This window comes from Sorangium sp. So ce693, assembly GCF_051521375.1.
In the GTDB taxonomy this organism is placed as follows: domain Bacteria; phylum Myxococcota_A; class Polyangia; order Polyangiales; family Polyangiaceae; genus Sorangium; species Sorangium atrum.
The window spans coordinates 13,222,116-13,240,497 of sequence record NZ_CP150347.1 but is presented as its reverse complement, the minus strand read 5'-3'; the positions used below and the strand labels follow the sequence as shown (position 1 = coordinate 13,240,497).

Below are 18,382 nucleotides of genomic sequence, written 5' to 3'. Positions count from 1 at the left end.
TCGAGGGAGCGCGGCCGCCGATCGACGCCGCGGCTCCTCTGGGCCTGCTCAACGCGCGGCGATGGTGGCACGAACGTCTGCGGGCGTACCACCGGATACTTGGGCGCGGCCGCGGGCCCGTGGATAATGCGCGCCGAGACGCCGCTCGCGATGCGCCCTGCCCGTTTCTTCCTCGCGATGTGCGCAGCGGCCGCGCAGATCGGCTGCGAGCGGCCCGCCAACGTGGGCGCCGGGCTCGCGCCTCCGCCCATCGTCGCGCCAGCCGCGCCCCGCGACGTCGCGGAAGCGACCCGGGAGGCCCGCGCCGCGCCGGCAGACGCCACCGCCGCGCCGGCCGCCACCGCCGCGCCGGCAGACGCCACCGCCGCGATCACGTTCCTCGCCGGCGGCGACGTCTGCCTCGGCAAGGCGCTCGGCCAGGAGCTGCTCCGCGATCCGGCGTACGATCCGTTCGCCTCCGTCGCGGCCCTGTTCGCGTCCGCCGACGTGCGCTTCGTCAACCTCGAGAACCAGCTCAGCGACCAGCGCGGAGAGACCCAGCACGCGCGCCATCCGCTCGTGTTCACGGGCCCTCCGGCCGGCGCAGACGCGCTCGCGCGCGCCGGCATCGGCGTCGTGTCGCTCGCGAACAACCACATGTGGGACTACGGCAAGGGCGCGTTTCTCGAGACGCTCGGCCACCTGGAGCGCGCGGGCGTCGCCTACGTGGGCGCCGGCCGGACGCGGCTCCAGGCGTACGCGCCGGCCATCATCGAGCGCCGCGGCTTCCGCGTGGCGCTGCTCGCCGTGACCGGCATCTGGAACCAGGGCTCGCTCTGGCAGCACCCGGCGCGGGAGTTCGTCGCGGGCGCGGAGCGGGACGGGCTCGCCGCCGCGGTGCGCGCCGCGCGCAAGCAGCCCGGCGTGGACGCTGTCGTCGTGAGCTACCACGGCGGCACCGAGTACCTGGACACCCCGCTGCCCCAGGCGCGCGCGCTCGCCGGCGCCGCCATCGACGCGGGCGCCGACGCCTTCCTCGGCCACCACCCGCACGTGCTCCAGGGCATCGAGCTCCGCCGCGGCCGGCCCATCTTCTACAGCCTGGGCAACTTCCTCATGAAGGTGAAGAAGACCGGCCCCGCGGTCGAGCTCGCGATGCTCGCGCGCCTGCGCCTGCGGCGGGGCGCGCCGCCCCTCGCCGAGATCTGCCCGGTGCGCAGCGAGGGCCTCGGGACCGTCCCGCTCGCGGCCGACCCGCGGCGGGCCGAGACCGAGGCCGCGTTCACCGAGCGGATGCGCCGCGTCTCGGCGTTCGTCAAGGGGGAGCCGGCGATCGGCCCCTTCGCCGCCGACGGCTGCGCGCCGCTCGATCCCGCGGCGAAGGCGGCCCCGGCGCCGCACCCGGAGATCGCCGGCCCGATCCGCTGAGCGACGCATCGCGGCCTTGCGGCGGGCACGCGCGCGAATCGCTCGGCACCGTCGGTCGGCGCCGGCTGTTGGGCGGAGGCCGCCCGAAAGGGCGCCCGCGAAGCGGGTCGGAGCGAAGCGGAGAGCCTCGATGGCGTCGAGCACGGCGCCATCGAGGCATTGGATCAGGGCGTCGCGTTCCAGACGCGACCAGACGCAGTTCCATTGCTACCGGGGTTGAACACCTCGACGGCCAGGACCTGATAGGTGGGATCGTCGCTCGCATCCAGATTGTTCGTGTTCGGAAGGATCCAGCCGTTGTCGGCCCATGCCTTCACGTGATCGGCGAATACGATCTTGTGATCCTGCCCGAGAGCCTGCGGCTGAGCAGGCTTGCTCCAGTATTGGTAGAAAGTGGAGCGACCATTGATAGAGGGCTGCTGCTGCCGCGTCGAGCGGTAAGTGGAATACTGAACTCCATCGCTCGTGAAGGTCTTGCCAGCGGTAGCGCCCTGGCTGGGATCATAACTCCATCGCTGCAGGATGTAATACTCCACCAGGTGTGCCGCGTTGGAAGTGGGCATGGTCTTGTCGTACCCCCAGCCGTACAAAGCGATATAGCTCGCGCCGCTGTCGTTATTGAGGCGGTAGCCGATCACCCTCTTCTCATCTCCGTAATGCCATCCTGGACCACCGACATAGTTATAGCCGCCGCCCTGCCAGGTCACGCTGAATTCGCCATTCGGGTCCACGGTCAAAGACGTAGAGCCGCCGTCTTTCCAGTGAGTGAAGAAGAACTCACCGACGTGGCCCGTCGCGTGATTCGAATTGATCACGGTCTTCTCAGTGTATTGCTGAGTGTAGGCTGAGTACTTGGAGAAATCGGGGAGGGGGTCGGGCGTGACCGTCGTATCCAACTCTCCATCGTTGGAGAAAATGGCAAATCCTGCGATCGTCGGGCTCTCCACCCCCTCAATCAACTCAATCGTGACGCTGCCGTCATTCACCGCGATATCCGCGAAGGTCTCCGTGTAGCCCACGTCATGACCAACCTCCGCATAAATATCCAGATCACTGACAACCGTGTTGCCTTCAACCGCAACGCTAAACTTGCGCGAGCCAGCGCTGGTTTTGTCGATTTCCGCAAAATGCAGCTTCACGGTGTATTTGCCATTGGCGGTAACCGGGACTTCATACTTGAACGAACCATACCGCTCTGTTTGATAAAGCTGCCCACCAACGACAGCGTCTTGCGTGCTGCTGGTCGAACCACCGCTAGAGTATTTGTCCGCCTGGTACTCTACGCCATCAACCGTTGAGCTCGAATTGCTACCGGAGTCAATGGCGACCACCAATGCGAGATCGCCGCCAGACGAGCTGGAGCTGCTCGACGACGAGCTGGAGCTGCTCGACGACGAGCTGGAGCTGCTCGATGACGAGCTGGAGCTGCTCGACGACGAGCTGGAGCCGGAGCTGGAGCTGGAGCTGGAGGATGAAGAGCTGCTAGAAGACGATGAGCTGCTCGAGGCCCCTGTGGTGTCGTCATCACCGCCACAGGCTGCCAGCGCGACTGACGCGAACGCCAGTATGAACCAACGAGAGAACTGATTCTGCTTTGAATTTTTCATAGATGTTTCCAATGTTTCCCGAAGATGCACACGAAGCGACTCGCCTGTCAGGGACTCTCTGTCGCGCATTGAGACCAGGGGAGACAACGACATTCGCGACTGATCACACAGGATCACGTAGTGCCATTCGCAGAGTCCGAAACCTTGTCCGGACACCCATGCTCTCCCTGGAAGATCATGTGGTCCTTCGACTAGATTTATACGCCATGAAGCGACCGCGACACAACGCCATTTTGCGCGGTTTCATTGCTCGTGTTTCTCATCCAACATTGGCACAGAGGGAGCGGAAAATGCCAACAGGATTGAGACAGGCCGGACGAGAATCCTATGAGTGGATCGCGCAGAGAGGCGCGTTCCGGCTCCAGCCGACGGTCATGCGACTGAGCAGGTCGAGGACGACGTACAGGCAGTAGAAGACCCCAGGCAGCGGCCCGCGCAGCTCGGTGATGTCCCACGTCCAGATCTGGTTGGGGCCGCGGCGGTGAGCGCCCGCTTGGCGTGCTTCATCGGCGCACGCTGGGCGCGCCGCTCGCCGCGCTCGCCGGAGGCGGTCAGCAGCCGGTACATCGCGCGGAGGGAGGCGAGATGGACGCCGCGCGACAGCAGCGTCGCGCAGACCTCCGGCGGGGGCTGGTCGACCTCAGGCCCGCCCGCGCCGCGCGCCGTCCACCTCGTCGACCGCCTCGAGCGCGCTCTCGATCTCGCGGACGAGCTCGTCCGCCGCCTGCTGCTCCCTGTCGGCGCGCGCCTCCACGGCCGACGCGTCGAGGCGCAGCTCGACCCGCCGCAGCACCTCCGCGACCCGCTTGCCCTCCGTCGAGGCGGCGTCCACACGCCGCCGCTGCAGCGCGCCCAGCGCGGCCTCCACGGCCGGCACGAGCGGCGCGGCCACGACCGGGTCAGTGGCCCTCAGCTTGGCCCGGGTGCGCTTCGCAAGATCGAGCAGGCGGCCGCGCGGCGATCGGGCGCGCCGGCGCTGCACGACCCACCCGATCGACGCGAGCACGGAGACGCCGAGCAGCACGGCCGCGCCCTGCACGTAAGGAACGGCCGCGGGCGCGACGGGCGGGAGCACGGCGTCCGGCACCTCGACCGTGATGCCCCCGCGAAGGCAGCTGCCCAGCTCCTGCGCCGTCTGGAGCCGCGAGCGCGCGAGCGGCAGGAGCCGGAGCGGAAGGCACGGGGCCTCCACGCCCGCGAGCGCGCACGCGGGGGCTGGATCCCCGGTCGCGATGGCGTGGACCTCGTGGGTCGCGGGGTCGCGGCTCGTCATGTGGAAGCCGCCCTGCTCGAGGTCGACGAGCCCGCCGCTGTCGACCGACGCGCCGCCCGGCGCGCCGGCGGGCCAGGTCGTCGTCGCCGCGTCGATGATCGAGGCGTCGGTCGAGCAGACCAGCTTGCCGCGGAGGACGATCTCGCCGCCCGGCGCGACATCGACGTGCTGCGCCGCCACATCGCGCCGGAGTGTGAATGTCTGGGTCATGTCCGCCCCTCGGCTCCGCCGGTGGATCGCCCTCGCGCCATCGTGCCCCGAGCCCCGCCCTCAGTGAAGGTGCGTCCGCGAGGCCGTCTCGAGCAGCATCGCCAGGACGAGCGGATCGCCCAGGCCGCCCGCGGCCCCCGCGTGGCCGCGGAGGCGCGCGAGGCGGGCCGCATCCTTGAGGAAGAGCGGCTCCCCGAGCGCCTCGGCCGCGGCATGCAGGATCCCCTCCCGCTCGGAGAGCAGCGCGGCGGCGCGGTCGCGATCGCCGAGCGCGATCTGACGGGCGGCCTCGGCCAGCGTCTCGCCGGCGGCGAAGCCCTGGATCGTGCGGGCGACCGACGGGTCGACGCTCGCCGCGCTGTCCGCGTCGCCGGTCGCGTACGCGACCCGGAGCGGCGCCTCGTCCACGACGTTCTTCTTGGCGACGCGGTCCTTGTACTTGAGCTCGATCGCCGCGATGGCCCGCGTATCCGCGCCCGCCGGGAGGCCCAGCTTGAAGAGCATCGCGTGGCTGTCGTCGCGCGAGAACGCCGGGATGAAGAACCGCATCCCGCCCTCGGCGTCGTCCTGCCGGTCCCGCTCGATGCCGTCGCGCCGCGCGGACTGCGCGTCCGCCGCGACCTCGATCGTCCGCACGCGCGCCGCCTCCACCTCGTTCAGCCGGCGCGACCCGTAGACCTGGAGCAGCTTCACGTCCGGCTTCAGCCGCACCCGCAGCTCGACCGCGGTCGCGACCGGATCGAGCCGCCTGTCGAGCTCCGTCGCGAGGGCCGGGGCGATCTGATCGGGATCGCGCAGGTAGTAGTACCCGCCCGCGCCGTCGCTCGCGATGGAGCTCATCAGCGCGCCGTCGTAGTCGGCGCCGAGCCCGAACGTGCTCGTCTGGACGCCGCCCTGGAAGGCGTCGAGCGCGAGCCTCGAGAGCCGCTCCGAGCTCGTGATCCCGGAGTTCGCGCGCCCGTCGGAGAGCAGCAGCACGACCTTCACCGCGCCCTCCGGGATGCCCGGCCGGCCGGCCTGCGCGTAGCCGAGCGCGAGGCCCTGGCCGATGTTGGTGCCGCCGCCCTCGCGGATGCCGTCGATCGTGGCCTTGATCTCCGCCCGCCGCGGCCCGACGGGCCCATCGTCGATCCTGACGTCGGCGCCGCTCGAGAAGGTGACAAGGGAGAAGTCGTCGTTCGCGTCGAGCTTGTCGACGAGCGCCCGGGCCGCGTCGCGCGCCCGCGCCATGGGCTCGCCCTGCATGGATCCGCTCACGTCGAGCACGAGGTGCACCGACAGGTGCGGCCGCGCCGCGGGCGCCTGCGCCGTCGAGCGGAGCGCGACGCGCACGTGCACGGGGCCGCCGCCGGGCGGGACCCGCGTGCGCTCGAGGTCCGTGCGCAGGGCGAGCGCCGAGCCCTTCGGGACGTCGATCGACGGGGCGTAGCGGGCGCCGACGTCGCTGACGAGCTCGCGCCCGTCGGGTGGGACGATGCCGCGCGCGACCGCGGACTCGAACGCGGCGAGGTGGCCGCCGCCGGGGCGGTACGTGGTGGCGAAGCGGCCGTTCGGGTCGAGGCCCGCGGCCTCGGGCGCCGCGGCGCGGGCCGCGCCCTCGCCCGGCGCTCCGGTGGCCGACGGGGCGGGGACCACCAGGCCGCCGACGCCCGCGCGCCCCTTCCCGCCCGCCACGTCGAGTCTGGGGGCGGCGGGCTCACGCGCCCCCAGGGGTTCGGCGGCCGACCCCACGGCCTCGCTCTTCGCCTCGGCGGCGTTCCCCAGCGGCATCGACGCCGGGGACGCTTCCGAGGGCGCCGACGTCACGGGGGCTTCCTTCGTGCTGCATGCGATCCCCGCCCCCGAGAGCCCCAGCACGAGCGCTCCGCCGAGGAGCGCTCGCTTCACCCACGCGATTCCGAGTTCGTTCATGGTCTTCCCCTCCCGCGGACAGAGCGGGTGCTCGGTCTGACGGGTGAGCGCCGCATCTGTTCTGTCGCTCCGCTCCCGAGCGACGGCGTCGGCCGCCGCCGGGCGCTCCAGCCAGAGACAGCGGCGATCGCACATTGTTCGGCAGGAGTCGTCCGTGCGCCGGCATTCGACCTCCGCGTGCCCGGCCGCCGCCTGCGTGTGCGACAAGCCCGGAGGCGCTCGGCGTCGCTCCGGCGCGGAGCGCGGCTGCCGCCCGGGCCCGCCTCCTCGCCTCAGCGGATGTTGACCCTGAGCCTCGTCGGGCGGCCGTCGCGCTCGACGACGACGGACAGGCTCTTGTCGGAGCGCATGCGCGAGTAGGCCAGCATGGCCTTCTGTGGGTCGGTCAGGTCGATGCCGTTGACCGACTTCACGAGATCGCCGCTCTGCAGCCCGAACGACTCGAGCACCGAGCCGGGCTTGATCATCATCTTCAGCCCGACCACCTTGTCGTCCCGCATCTCCGGGACCGCCGCCGAGGTCTGCGTCACGAGCTCGGGCTGCGCGAAGATCTTCTCGGCGGCCGAGCGGTCGATGTCGATCTCCGTGTCGCTCACCCGCTGCATCCGCGAGGCGATCTCGGGCGGGACATCGCTCCTGCTGCTCGGGCGGTACGTCGCGCGGGACGGAGCCGGCGCTGCCGCCTGCGGCTCGGGCTCCTTCTTGCCGCCCTCTCCGCCCTTCTTTCCGAGCTGCATCTGGCAGCGCGCGCCCCCCGAGGTCGAGGTCATCCACACCCGATCCCAGGCGATGTCCTGGACCTTCCGGCCGCCGATCTCCCCGCCTCGCCGCCCGAGCGCCGTGTGTCCACCATCGCTCTCGAAGGCGGCGAACGACCATTCGGGGTCCTCGGACATGGCGATCAGCACGACGCGGCCCGTATCGCAGGGTGGAGCGAGGTAGGGGTCGAGCTGCGAGAGATCCGCCGGGACGGCGGGCGCGGCGCTCGGCGGGGGTACGAGCGGCCCTGTCGTCGAGTCGAACGGATTGCGCTCCAGGATCGCCGCCGCGCTCGGCGGGGGATCCTCGGAGAGCGGCGCCTCGACAGGATCTGCGACCGGGGGGGCGGAGGTCTCGCCGTCCCGCGTGATCTGGTGGGCGATGAGATGAGAGACCCCGGAGGCCTGAAAATACGCGGAGACCGCGACCATTCCTCCCAGGATGAATGCGAATCGGCGCTTGACGAACGCGTCCGGGTTCATGGGTAACGCTCCTCCTGGCCGGAGCGCGCCGGGGCTCGCTGCGCGAGTGTCCCTTGCCGCCGCGGCGTTCGCGGCAGTGCACGCCCTCGCCACCGGCAAGACCGCGCCTCGGGACGAGCACCGAGCGTGCCTGCGCGGCGCCGAACGCGACGCGCGTCCCCATGTGGCAGGGATTGCCGCTCTGATTGGACCGCTCAGCGCCGATTGACGCTTGTCCGATACGGACGCGGAGCGCGCCCCGCGAGCATCAGGTGCGTCGTCCGATGGAACAACCGGAAGATCCGTCGATCAGGGCAGAGCTGGTGGGGAGCGGGGACGGCGCCACGAGCGAGCTCGCGCGCTCGCTCGGGGGATGGGGCCGTGAAGGGCGCGCTCGGGGACCGAGGAGCGTCCTTCGCGCGGCTCAGCGGAGCGCGTACTCCAGGCCCCAGATGTCCACGGAGCTCCGCGCTGGGTAGTACACGGTGAGCTCGTCCGAGGCCTCGAGTCGGGCGGCGTCGATCAGAGGATCGGAGAAGAACCGGCCCGAGTCGGCGGCGTCGAGGAGCGTCCAGGTCGCGTAGCCGTCGCTCGGGGAGGCGCCGGCGATGCGGAGATCGGGGAGGATCGCATAGACGTTCTCGGTGGAAGAGATCGCGAGCTTGCCCCGGAAGTTCTGGACCACCTTCAGGCCGATGCCGTGGCGCGCCCAGGTCCCGTCGGTGTCGCGGAGATAATGGAAGAACTCGCTGCGCGTTCGCGCGCTCGTGAAGTTCGAATTGTCGGCCTCGGCGTCGGGGAGGTGCGAGAGCAGCACATGGACGCGGCCGCTCGCGTCGACCGTCATGTGTTCCTGGTTGATGAGCCCTCGGTTCTGGCCGATGGGCCACACGGAGAGGCCCGTCGTGCTCCGTGTCACGAAGGAGGCGCCGGTCGTCGCGACCGTGGCGCCCGCGTTGTTCTTCCAGGTGCGCCCGTGATCGTCGCTGTAGACGTACAGGAGATCGTGGTTGGTCGTCGCGTCGGGCGTGTCCCGCCAGCACCACGCCGCGTGCAGGCGCGAGCCGCCGCGCGTGTACGACAGCCCGTGAAGGTAGGCGTTCATGCTGGCGTCGGTGCCCTCGATGTACTCGCCGAGCGCGGTCCAGGCGTGCGTCGTCGCGTCGTACTCCCACAGGTGCTCGTCGCCGCTGCCGCTCTCGCCGATCCGGGCGCTCAGGAGCATCCTGTCCCCGCCAGGCTCGGTGACGAACCGCGGATAGGTCACGAGGGAGACCCGGCTCGATCCGACGAGCGCGCTCGCGACGGCGCCGAAGCTCGAGGCGGCCCAGGCCGCGCCTTCCGGGTCCGTCAGGAGGCCCGTGACCGAGCGGCGGTAGTGCAGGTCGCTGCCGTGGTGATCGAACGCGAGGTGCAGCGTGCCGTCGCCTGGCGCGATCCCGAGAGAGATCGTGTTGTGGGCGTCGTCGGCGCTCAGCCGATAGTCCTTGAAGTCGAACTTCTCCCAGCCGCCTGCCGCTCCGCCGGGGCTCGTCGACAGCCGCCGTCGCGCGAGGACGACGTTGCGGTTGGTGTTCCAGAAGGCGGTGTACTGGAAGCCGCCGAACGACACCATCGCGTCCTGCTGGAACGACTCGCCGTTCAGGTAGCCGCCGTAGGACACCACGGTGAGCCCCGACTCCGCGAGCTTTCCCTCGCCGAGCTTGACGATCCCCGGCGCGACGGGCTCCGCCCCGCCGCCGCCGGTCGTCGTGCTGCTGACGGTCGTGCCGCCGCTCGTCGCGCCGCTGGTCGTCGCGCCGCCCCCCGCGCCGGTGGCTTCGGAGGTCGTCGCCGCCGCGCCGCCGCTGCCTGGGTTCGCGCCACCTGAACCTGAGGAGGTCGACGACTCGGGCGTCGAGGGGCGCTCGCCATCGCTGCAGCCCGTCAGCCAGGCGACCGGCGCAAGGACGGGCAGAATGGAGAAGATAAGTCGGAGGGTCATGCGTTTGCCCGAGGATACTGCCGTACCGCAGCGGTACCAAGCGAGGCAAGCGGTGCTCCTTGAACGATCGCGGCAAACAGCTTTCCAGCCATCGCATTGCGCCGTCATCGCCCACCGACCGGCGCGGTCCGGAGAGGACGCTCCACACGAAGACCTGGCAGCGCAACGCGGTGTTCGCCCGTGAGGGGGAAGTGGGCGGTCGTTCGGCGTAGATCATGGCAGAAGCTGGCGGTCGTCCCCCCGGGACACCCCCATCCGGCGAGAGCGATCCGATGCGACCGGTCCCCAGGAAGCCCATCAGGCCGCCGGCGCGAGCGCCGCTCACATGAAAACATCCATGGTTTCGACCACTTGGCCGCCACGTTGCTCGACCCAGCGCCCCGCTCTGGTCCTCGCTGAGCCGCCTCTCCGCGGCGCGGCGATGCGCTTCCTCCGGCGATCCACGGCAGCCGCAGCGCTGCTCGCGATCACGCTCGCGCCGTGCATCGCCGCCGCCGCGCCCGACACGCCGCTGCCCCATGCAAAGCTGCCCGCGGAGCCGTCCGGTGATGCGCCGCCGGCACCGGCGGCGCCGCCCCCCGATGCGCCAACGGCAGCGCCGCCCTCCGATACGCCGCCGGCGGCGCCGCCCCCCGATACGCCGCCGGCGGCGCTCGTCCCACCAACGCCGCTCACGCCGCTCGGCGCCGACTACCCTGCTGGGGCGCATGGTGACGCGACGGTCCGCCTCGTCCTCACGGTCAACGCCGACGGGACCGTCCGCTCCGCGGTCGCCGAGGAGGGCGCGGAGCCGTTCGCATCGGCCGCCGTGGCCGCCGCAACGTCGTTCCGCTTTGCGCCGGCCACAAGGAACGGCGCGCCGACCGCCGCCAGGATCCGCGTCGAGGTCCGCTTCACCGAGGCCGCATCGCCCGCGCCGCCCGACGCCTCCGCAGCCGCGCCGCCCGACGCCTCCGCAGCCGCGCCCGGCGCCTCCGCGCCCGCGCCGGAGCGCCCGGCCACGGAAGCCGGGCCGGCGCCGAGCGCGCCGCGCGCGATCGAGGTCACCGTGCGCGGCGAGCAGTCGGCGCCCGGCGTCTCCAGCTTGAGCCGCGGCGAGGTCAGGATCGTCCCCGGCGCGTTCGGCGACCCCTTCCGCGCCCTCGAGGTGCTCCCCGGGGTGACCCCCATCGTCTCGGGGCTGCCGTTCTTCTACGTTCGCGGCTCACCGCCGGGCAACGTCGGCTATTTCCTCGACGGCATCCGCGTCCCCTACCTCTATCACCTGGGACTCGGGCCCTCCGTGGTCCATCCCGGCATCGTCGATCGCGTCGACCTCTACCCGGGCGGCTACCCCGCGCGTCACGGTCGGTACGCCGGCGGCATCGTCGCGGGCGAGACGACGCCGCCGCTCCCGTACTGGCACGGTGAGGGCATGCTCCGGCTCGTCGACGTGGGCGGGCTCGTCGAGGGCCCCTTCGCCGGCGGCCACGGGGTCGCGCTCGTGGGCGGCCGCTACTCGTACACGGCGTTGCTCCTCTCGCTCGCCGCCCCCGAGGTCGCGCTCGATTACTGGGATTACCAGGCCCGGCTGTCCTACGAGGTCGTCCCGGAAGGCCGGGTGAGCCTCTTCGCGTTCGGCGCCCACGACTTCCTCGCGAGCGACGAAGACGGCGAGAGGACGACCCTCTTCGACACGACGTTTCACCGGCTCGATCTCCGGTACGACCAGGCCTATGGCCAGGGCAGCGCGCTGCGCGGCGCGCTGACGCTCGGCCACGACGAGACGGGGATCGGGGACGACCAGAAAGCGCTGACTCGGAGCCTCGGCGCGCGCCTCTCGCTCGCTCACCGGCTGCGCGACGAGACGACGATCCGCGCCGGCATCGACGCCGTGATCGACGACAACGAGATCGATCTCGGGACCGACGCCGGCGCCCCTCCGGGCGGCGTCGCGCCGGACGATGACAACGAGGTCCCCGTCGACGATCTCCTCTTGAGCCGCGTCGACCTCACGGTGGGCGGCTACATCGAGTCCGACATCGCGATCACCCCGCGCCTGCGCATCACCCCTGGGCTCCGGCTCGATCTCTACCACTCGGACGGCACGGTCGCGCTCGCCGTCGATCCGCGGCTCTCGGCGCGGCTCTCCCTCGGGCGCGGCGTGACGTTCGTGCAGGCGCACGGCATCGCCTCCCAGCTGCCGAGCTTCGTCGTCCCGATCCCCGGCTTCCGCCCGCGCCTCGAGGACGGCCTCCAGCGGAGCTTCCAGTCGAGCGCCGGCCTCGAGCTCGCGCTGCCGGAGGACATCACGGCCACGGTCTCGGTGTTCCACAACGCGTTCTTCGACATGACCGACGCGCTCGGCTCGCTCGGCCTCGATTCGGTCGAGGACGCCTTCACGCTCCGCGCGCTCGGCGCCGCGACCGGCGTGGAGCTGTCGGCCCACCGGCGGCTCACGCGGCGCGTCGGCGGGTTCGCGTCGTACACGCTGTCGCGCTCCACGAGGAACATCGGCCGAAGCCGGCAACTGAGCTCGTTCGATCGGACCCACGTGGCGAACGTCGCGCTGACCTACGACCTCGGCCGCGGGTACAGGGCTGGCGGGCGCTTCGTGTTCTACTCCGGGCTCCCCCAGAGGATCGGCGGCGCGACGCTCCCGCCGATCGGCGGCGTCCCCGGAGGCTCCGGATCCCTCGCCGGCGGAGCGCCGCGGTGGGAGCGGCTGCCGCCGTTCTTCCGCCTCGATGTCCGCCTGGAGAAGCGCTGGTCGATCGGGAAGTCGGGCTGGCTGGCGGTCGTCCTCGACGTGCTCAACGCCACGCTGTCGAAGGAGACCCTGCCGGGGAGGTGCGATGCGTTCTCGCCGTGCGAGCCGACGACGTTCGGGCCTGTCACCGTCCCGAACTTCGGCCTGGAGGGCGGGTTCTGACGCCCCGAAGGCACGACCCCAGACGCCACCAGCGAGGGACTTAAGAGACGAGCTGCTCTGCCGCGCGGCCGCCGTCGGCCGAGCCGCTTCGCTTCAGCCACCCGCCCGATTGGCGAGCAGGACCAAGGCGAGGCCGATGGCCGACGGGACGGTCTGCACGAACAGGATGGATCGCTTTGCCGTCGCGGCGCCGTAGACACCGGCGACGGCCACGCAGAGGAGGAAGAAGGCCTGGATTTGCCATGCAAAGGCCCTGTTCGGATGGATGACGCCCCAGAGCAGGCCCGCGGCGAGGAATCCGTTGTAGAGCCCCTGGTTGGCCGCCAGCGGCGCGGTGATCGCGGCGACCTCGGGGGTCGTACCGAACGCCTTGTACGCTCGTTCGGTGCGCCACAAGAACATCTCCAGGACGAGGATGTAGATGTGAAGGGCTCCGATCAACGCGACGACGATCTGAGAAGCGATCAGCATGCGGCGCACCTTACCACGCGCGCCCTGGTGCCGCGGGTTTCCCCCCAGACTTCGAGGGGATGCTTCATGGTCGACTGACCACAGCAAGCGCGGTTACCGCAGTCCTCCTCGGCGAGGCAAAAATGCGGGGACGCCTCAGGTCACCACCCCAAAGCGTCGATCATCTTCTCACCATAACGCGTGCCCATGAGCACGACGGACGCATGATCGAAGTGGTACTGATCCATGACCTTGGTCCCATCCTGAGAGACCCAGTACCCGTCAGGCAACATATCGGCCGCTTGGTGCACGAGGCTGTTGTGGCCGCTGCAGCACCCGCCCGCGGGGAGCTCTCCAAGGATGAAGGGAACGTCGTAGTCGACACCCCAGGCTTCTTTCACCTCGTTATAGAGCTGAACGACCTTGCCGGGCCATGAGCTCTGGCCGCTGTCGGACTCACCCTGGTGGAAGATGATGCCCGCGAAGCGCGCATTCTCGGCCGTCTTCGCCTTGGCGATCTTGTTCAAGATCATCTGGTGATGCGAGCCGCCAGAGATGAACGTGTTGATCGATTCACCGCTCTCGGCCGTGCCGACCAGCCCGATCGTGTCCCCCTCAGGCAGCTTTCCGAGGAGGGTCTTGCCGAACCAGATGCCTGGGTCGACGGAGGTCGACAGGTTCCATCCCTTTTCACCAGGGCAGTCGTTGAGCGGCGGATTGGCCACGTTCCACTGTCCGGCCGGCTGATTGCATCCGCCGAGGACCTTGAGCCGCACGTCAGAATTTTGGTCACTGGCCTGCTTGTCCGCGACGCCAGCCATGTTCGACTGGCCCATGAGCATGAAGATGTGGAACGTCGGACCTGAGCTCGACCCGCTGCTGGTGCTTGCCCCGCTGCTGGTGCTTGCCCCGCTGCTATCCGATCCGGTCCCTACCGTGGCGCCGCCTCCAGTGCCAGCGGTCGTGCTGCCTGTGGCGCCGCCTCCGGTTCCCGCGGTCGTGCTGGCCGTGGCGCCGCCTCCGGTTCCCGCGGTCGTGCTGGCTGTGGCGCCGCCTCCGGTCCCCGGACCGGCCCCTCCGGTGTTGTCGACCTCACCGGTCGCGCCAGGCGAAGAGGACTCGCCACAACCCGACGCAGCGAGCATGGCGAGGAGTGGGAGGAGCAGGAATCTGGCAGTGCCTCGGAGTGTGCGGTTCATCTGAGTCATGGTCATTACCTCGTCGCGCCCGGTCGCGATCAGAACAGAAGAGCGGAATTGGGGGGCCGGCAGTGCGGTGCCGACAGGACGAACCTCGCCCGCAAAGAGCTCAGCGCCGAGGCCTAACCTATCGCATCTCGGGCGCCTGGCATCCAGGATTCGGCCCAGGAGCGCGCGCGGAGGAGACCGCGGTTGATGGATTCTTTCATCGTCGGCGGCGTTCGTTCCCCCTGCCCCTCAAGCGCGGACCGGCCCTCTCGAAACGAAGCGGTTTCATGGTCCCGGACCTCGGAAATTTGAAACGGACGCGCCGCGCGGGCAACACGTGTACACGGCTCCGCCCGGCGGCAGATCCCGCTGCCCCTCGCCTCACGCGTCCCTCACACGTCGTAGAGCAGCACCTCGACCTCGGCGCCCTCGCCTATCACCGCTTCCTCGGCCTGCACGACGACCACGCCGTCCGCGCGCGTCGTCGACGACAGGATGGACGCGCCGCTCGTCGCGATCGGAAACACCCGATCTCCCTCGACGCGCACCCTCACGTAATCGACGCGCCCGGGCTGGGAGACGATCTCGCTCGCCACAACGCACCGCCGCCGCCGGTGCGGCCACGCGCGAGGCAGGCCGCCGAGGGCGCGGATCGACGGGCCGGCGAAGAACTCGTAGGCGCAGAGGCACGACACCGGGTTGCCCGGCAGCAGGAACACCGCCCGCCCGCCGGGCAAGAAGCCGAACCCGGCCGGCTTCGCCGGGCGCATCGCGACGCCGTGAACCACCACCTCACCCAGCTCCGCAAGGACGAGCGGCGCATGGTCCTCCGAGCCGACCGACGACCCGCCGGAGACCAGCACCACGTCCCCGCTCGCCCCCTCGAGGGCAGCCCGCACCGCCTCGCGCCGGTCGGGGACGTACGCGACGGCGATGTCCTCCGCGCCGTCGCGGCGCGCGAGCGCCGAGAGCACAAGGCTGTTCGTGTCGACGATGCACGCCCCGCTCGGCGTGCTCCCCGGCGGCAGGAGCTCGTCGCCCGTGATCAGGATCCGCACCGACGGCCTGCGCACCACGCGCACCTCGGCGACCCCGGTCGAGGCGAGCACGCCGACGTCCTGCGGGCGCAGACGGCGCCCCGCCGGCACGACCTCCGCGCCCTCCAGCACGTCCTCGCCGATCGCCGCGACGTGCTTGCCGGACGGCACCGGCTCGCGCGCCCGCACGACCGCGGCCCCGTCGCGGCCCGCGCCCTCCTCCGCGCGCTCCGCCACCAGCACCGCGTCCGCCCCCTCCGGCACCGGCGCGCCGGTCGTGATCCGCACGGCCTCGCCCCGGCGGATCGCGCCCACGTGCGGGCGCCCGGGCAACGACGCGCCCACGAGCGCGAGCTCCACCGGCGCGAACGCAGCCGCGCCGGCGGTCGCCTCGCCGAGCAGCGCATAGCCGTCCATCGCCGCTCGGACGAAGTGCGGCACGCTGACCCGCGCGCGCACGGGCTCCGCCGCCACCCGCCCGGCCGCCTCGCCGATCGGGGCCAGCTCGTCACCGAGCCGCTGGATCCGCCGCTCCAGGACCTCGAGCGCGCGCTCGACCGCCGTTTGCTCGCGAAAACCCCGCATCCGGACGTCGCGCATCGGCTCTCCGTGGAACGACGGCCGCTCAGACCGCCGCGGAGGCCTCGAGCGCGCCCCGGTACACCTCGTCCACATCGAGCAGGGCGTCGATCGACGCGAGCCGCGCGCGCTCGCCGGGCCCGGCCTCGTAGAGCGTCCACGAGCCGTCCTCGTTGCGCCGGAAGACCTCGATCCGCCGGTGCGCCTGGGAGACCAGGACGTACTCCCTCAGCGAGGGGATCCGGCGGTAGTGCGCGAACTTCTCTCCCCGGTCGTACGCCTCCGAGGAGTCCGACAGCACCTCGACCAGCACCAGCGGGTTGACCACCGCGTCCTTGTCCTCGGGATCGCGCGCGATCTGGCCGCAGACGACGCTCACGTCGGGGTAGGTGGCGAGGCCGGTCGCGCGCACGCGCACGCGGAGGTCGGACGAGAACACCTCGCACGGGCGCCGGCCGAGCTGCGCGCCGAGCGCCACGGTCACCCGCGCCGCGAGCCGCGCGTGCTCCGGCGTGCCGCCGGCCATGTCGAAGATCTCGCCGCCGAGGAACTCGTGCTTCGTCGGGCTCGCCCGCTCCTGCTCGAGGTAGTCGGCGTAAGTGAAGGAGAGCCGGCGGGCGGGCGCGTTCACGTCATGACCTCGCCCGGGAGTATGCCACGGGAACCGCCCCTCCGGTGCGCCCCCCTCCCGGAGCGCCGCCGCGCGGCCTACCGCCCGCCGTTCTCGCCGCCCTTCCGCGGCCGGCTCGCGCGCCGGAGGGGCGCGATCATCGCGAACATCCCGAGCGCCATCACCGACAGCTTCGGCCCGCGCTTCTTCCGGGCGCTCGGCTGCCGCTCGCGCGCGATCGAGCAGTCCTCCGACTCGGCGTCCTCGGACTCGCTCGTGTCCCCGCTGCAGCCGTCGTCCTCCGCGTAGTACTCGTCCTCGGACTCGCTCGTGTCCCCGCTGCAGCCGTCGTCCTCCGCGTAGTACTCGTCCTCGGACTCGCTCGTGTCCCCGCTGCAGCCGTCGTCCTCCGCGTAGTACTCGTCCTCGGGCGCCGGCTCGCTCGTGTCGCCGCTGCAGCCGTCGTCCTCCGCGTAGTACTCGTCGTCGTCGACGTCCTGCGGTTCGACGTCGTCCACGACCACCGTCTCGGCGGTGCCGGAGCAGCCGCAGCCCACGTCGGCGGCCGGCTCGTCGTAGTAATCGTCAATCGGCGGGTTCCCGGCGCCGGACGAGCCGCTGGCCGGGCCAGATCCGCCGCTGCCCGGCCCGCCGCCCAGACCGTCGGGCCCGCCGCCCAGGCCGTCGGGCCCGCCCACGCCCGACGAGCCGCCCGCGCCGGCCTCGCCGGAGCACTCGTCCACGCGGACGCTCCCGGCCCTCACGACCGGCGAGATCGCGGCGCCCTCCCCGAAGGTCAGCGGCCAGTCCGCGCCGGGCTGCCCGGCCGCGAGCCGGAGCGAGACGCGGGTCAGCCACACCGACGACGGCGCGAGCCCGGAGAGCCCGACCGCGAGATCGTCGGCGGCCGGACCGCAGCGCAGGAGATCGGGATCGGTCTCGTCCCTCCGGGGCGACTCCGCGCAGTCCAGCGCGCCGTCGACAACGCCGTGGGCGGCGCGCGGGCAGCTCGCGGCGACCTTGAGGGTCGACTCCAGCGCGGCCGCGGCGACCGCGGCGCACGTCCCCGGCGCATCGCCGATGTCGCCGTACGCGCTCGCGCGCGCGAAATAGGCCTCGATCACGCTGTCCACGCTGTCGCTGCCGAGGGAGATGCGGCGGCTCAGCGCCTCGTGGCCCGCGCCCTCGACGAGCGCCCCGCGGAGCCCCGCCTGGCCGAGGGCCCCGGCGCGGAGCTCCGCGTAATCGCTGCGCTGCGCGCTCGCGTCCCAGCTCAGCGAGGCCGGCGGGAGCGTCACCGGCGCCGCGCCCGAGAGCGCGCCCCGGCCGTCGCCGAGCAGCCACGCCGTCACCTGCACGTCGCCCGCGCCCGCCGCGGCCAGCGACAGCGGCAGGATCGGCTCACCGCCGCCCATGGCGACGCGCAGCGTCCTCGTGACCGCCGCGCCGCCGGGGGCGTCGAAGCGGGCCGCCGCGAACCGCATCCCTTGCAGACTCCCGAGCTGCGCGGCCGTCTCGGAGGACAGCGCGAGCCCGGCCGACGCCGCCCAGCGCGCGACCGCGTCGGCGTCCTCGAGCACCGTCACCTCGACCGGCTCGAGCGTCGCCTCGTGGGCGAGCCGCCCGACCGTCTCGAAGGGGCCCGGCGCGCCCGCCTCCCCGGGGCAGTACGGGTCGACGCCCTGGGGCGGGAGCACCCGGGGCGCCGTCGCCGCCTCGAGCGCCTCGAACCACGCGTCCGAGCTCGTGTCGAGCGCGGCGAGCGGCGGCACCGGCACGACGAGGGCCACGGGCCCGCTCGCGCCCTGGAACCGCAGGCTCGTCCAGAGCGTCGTGCGCTCCGGGCCGGCCGCGACGGCGACGCGCTGCTCGACCGACGCCTGTCCGGCGCCGGGCAGCCATGCCCCCGTGGCGAGGGCGTCGCCGGAGAGCGAGAGAAGGACCGATGAAGAAAGAGCGACCGCAAGCGACCGTCGGGGCATGCGAGGCCGATTGG

Annotated in this window: 14 protein-coding genes; 3 read left to right on the top strand and 11 right to left on the bottom strand. The window is 71.6% G+C overall.

Annotated features, from left to right (window positions below; genetic code table 11):
* Positions 1–150: 150 nt before the first annotated feature.
* The gene (locus tag WMF14_RS49545; protein WP_437798046.1) at positions 151–1,407 is read left to right on the top strand and encodes a CapA family protein; all 1,257 of its coding nucleotides are present in this window, start codon (positions 151–153) and stop codon (positions 1,405–1,407) included.
* A 164-nt stretch (positions 1,408–1,571) separates the two neighbouring features.
* Here WMF14_RS49545 and WMF14_RS49540 read toward each other — a convergent pair whose 3' ends face one another.
* Positions 1,572–2,738 carry a glycoside hydrolase family 11 protein gene (locus WMF14_RS49540; protein ID WP_437798044.1) on the bottom strand — a complete coding sequence of 389 codons (1,167 nt, stop codon included), beginning with the start codon at positions 2,736–2,738 and terminating at the stop codon, positions 1,572–1,574.
* Here WMF14_RS49540 and WMF14_RS49535 point away from each other — a divergent pair.
* The gene (locus WMF14_RS49535) at positions 2,641–2,994 is read left to right on the top strand and encodes a hypothetical protein (protein ID WP_437804461.1); all 354 of its coding nucleotides are present in this window, start codon (positions 2,641–2,643) and stop codon (positions 2,992–2,994) included. The two genes, WMF14_RS49540 and WMF14_RS49535, sit on opposite strands and share 98 nt — an antisense overlap.
* Positions 2,995–3,339: 345 nt before the next feature.
* Here WMF14_RS49535 and WMF14_RS49530 read toward each other — a convergent pair whose 3' ends face one another.
* The 5 genes from WMF14_RS49530 to WMF14_RS49510 all read right to left on the bottom strand — a co-directional run bounded on the left by WMF14_RS49530 (position 3,340) and on the right by WMF14_RS49510 (position 9,612).
* Positions 3,340–3,477, bottom strand: a complete 138-nt coding sequence (locus WMF14_RS49530) for an integrase catalytic domain-containing protein (protein ID WP_437804440.1) — start codon at positions 3,475–3,477, stop codon at positions 3,340–3,342.
* Between the two features lie 177 nt (positions 3,478–3,654).
* Positions 3,655–4,497: a hypothetical protein gene (locus tag WMF14_RS49525; RefSeq protein WP_437798043.1), complete on the bottom strand. Its 843-nt coding sequence runs from the start codon at positions 4,495–4,497 to the stop codon at positions 3,655–3,657.
* A gap of 60 nt (positions 4,498–4,557) precedes the next feature.
* Positions 4,558–6,408 (bottom strand): vWA domain-containing protein, encoded by a 1,851-nt coding sequence (locus WMF14_RS49520; RefSeq protein WP_437798041.1) that lies wholly within the window; start codon positions 6,406–6,408, stop codon positions 4,558–4,560.
* A gap of 272 nt (positions 6,409–6,680) precedes the next feature.
* Positions 6,681–7,649: a type II secretion system protein GspC gene (gene gspC, locus WMF14_RS49515; RefSeq protein ID WP_437798039.1), complete on the bottom strand. Its 969-nt coding sequence runs from the start codon at positions 7,647–7,649 to the stop codon at positions 6,681–6,683.
* Positions 7,650–8,052: 403 nt separating this feature from the next.
* Positions 8,053–9,612: a BNR repeat-containing protein gene (locus WMF14_RS49510; protein WP_437798037.1), complete on the bottom strand. Its 1,560-nt coding sequence runs from the start codon at positions 9,610–9,612 to the stop codon at positions 8,053–8,055.
* A gap of 421 nt (positions 9,613–10,033) precedes the next feature.
* Between WMF14_RS49510 and WMF14_RS49505 the strand changes: the two genes are divergently transcribed.
* Positions 10,034–12,523: a TonB-dependent receptor domain-containing protein gene (locus tag WMF14_RS49505; RefSeq protein WP_437798035.1), complete on the top strand. Its 2,490-nt coding sequence runs from the start codon at positions 10,034–10,036 to the stop codon at positions 12,521–12,523.
* Between the two features lie 93 nt (positions 12,524–12,616).
* On the opposite strand, the gene WMF14_RS49500 is transcribed toward WMF14_RS49505, so the two are convergent.
* The 5 genes from WMF14_RS49500 to WMF14_RS49480 all read right to left on the bottom strand — a co-directional run bounded on the left by WMF14_RS49500 (position 12,617) and on the right by WMF14_RS49480 (position 18,368).
* A complete protein-coding gene (locus tag WMF14_RS49500; protein ID WP_437798033.1) occupies positions 12,617–12,994 on the bottom strand; it encodes a DUF1304 domain-containing protein in 378 nt (125 codons plus the stop codon).
* 140 nt (positions 12,995–13,134) lie between these two features.
* Positions 13,135–13,815 (bottom strand): sialate O-acetylesterase, encoded by a 681-nt coding sequence (locus tag WMF14_RS49495; RefSeq protein ID WP_437798031.1) that lies wholly within the window; start codon positions 13,813–13,815, stop codon positions 13,135–13,137.
* 737 nt (positions 13,816–14,552) lie between these two features.
* Complete coding sequence (locus tag WMF14_RS49490; protein WP_437798030.1) at positions 14,553–15,797, bottom strand: molybdopterin molybdotransferase MoeA; 1,245 nt, start codon at positions 15,795–15,797, stop codon at positions 14,553–14,555.
* 25 nt (positions 15,798–15,822) lie between these two features.
* Entirely contained in the window at positions 15,823–16,407 is a 585-nt protein-coding gene (locus WMF14_RS49485) for a Uma2 family endonuclease (RefSeq protein WP_437798028.1), read from the bottom strand.
* 77 nt (positions 16,408–16,484) lie between these two features.
* Positions 16,485–18,368: a DUF2330 domain-containing protein gene (locus WMF14_RS49480; RefSeq protein WP_437798026.1), complete on the bottom strand. Its 1,884-nt coding sequence runs from the start codon at positions 18,366–18,368 to the stop codon at positions 16,485–16,487.
* Between the last annotated feature and the right edge of the window lie 14 nt (positions 18,369–18,382).

Excerpts from the sequence above, each read along its gene's own strand:
- WMF14_RS49490 (WP_437798030.1), bottom strand. The coding sequence starts at position 15,797 with ATGCGCGACGTCCGGATGCGGGGTTTTCGCGAGCAAACGGCGGTCGAG.
- gspC (WP_437798039.1), bottom strand. The coding sequence starts at position 7,649 with ATGAACCCGGACGCGTTCGTCAAGCGCCGATTCGCATTCATCCTGGGA.
- WMF14_RS49520 (WP_437798041.1), bottom strand. The coding sequence starts at position 6,408 with ATGAACGAACTCGGAATCGCGTGGGTGAAGCGAGCGCTCCTCGGCGGA.
- WMF14_RS49525 (WP_437798043.1), bottom strand. The coding sequence starts at position 4,497 with ATGACCCAGACATTCACACTCCGGCGCGATGTGGCGGCGCAGCACGTC.
- WMF14_RS49480 (WP_437798026.1), bottom strand. The coding sequence starts at position 18,368 with ATGCCCCGACGGTCGCTTGCGGTCGCTCTTTCTTCATCGGTCCTTCTC.
- WMF14_RS49505 (WP_437798035.1), top strand. The coding sequence starts at position 10,034 with ATGCGCTTCCTCCGGCGATCCACGGCAGCCGCAGCGCTGCTCGCGATC.
- WMF14_RS49510 (WP_437798037.1), bottom strand. The coding sequence starts at position 9,612 with ATGACCCTCCGACTTATCTTCTCCATTCTGCCCGTCCTTGCGCCGGTC.
- WMF14_RS49500 (WP_437798033.1), bottom strand. The coding sequence starts at position 12,994 with ATGCTGATCGCTTCTCAGATCGTCGTCGCGTTGATCGGAGCCCTTCAC.
- WMF14_RS49545 (WP_437798046.1), top strand. The coding sequence starts at position 151 with ATGCGCCCTGCCCGTTTCTTCCTCGCGATGTGCGCAGCGGCCGCGCAG.
- WMF14_RS49495 (WP_437798031.1), bottom strand. The coding sequence starts at position 13,815 with ATGCTCATGGGCCAGTCGAACATGGCTGGCGTCGCGGACAAGCAGGCC.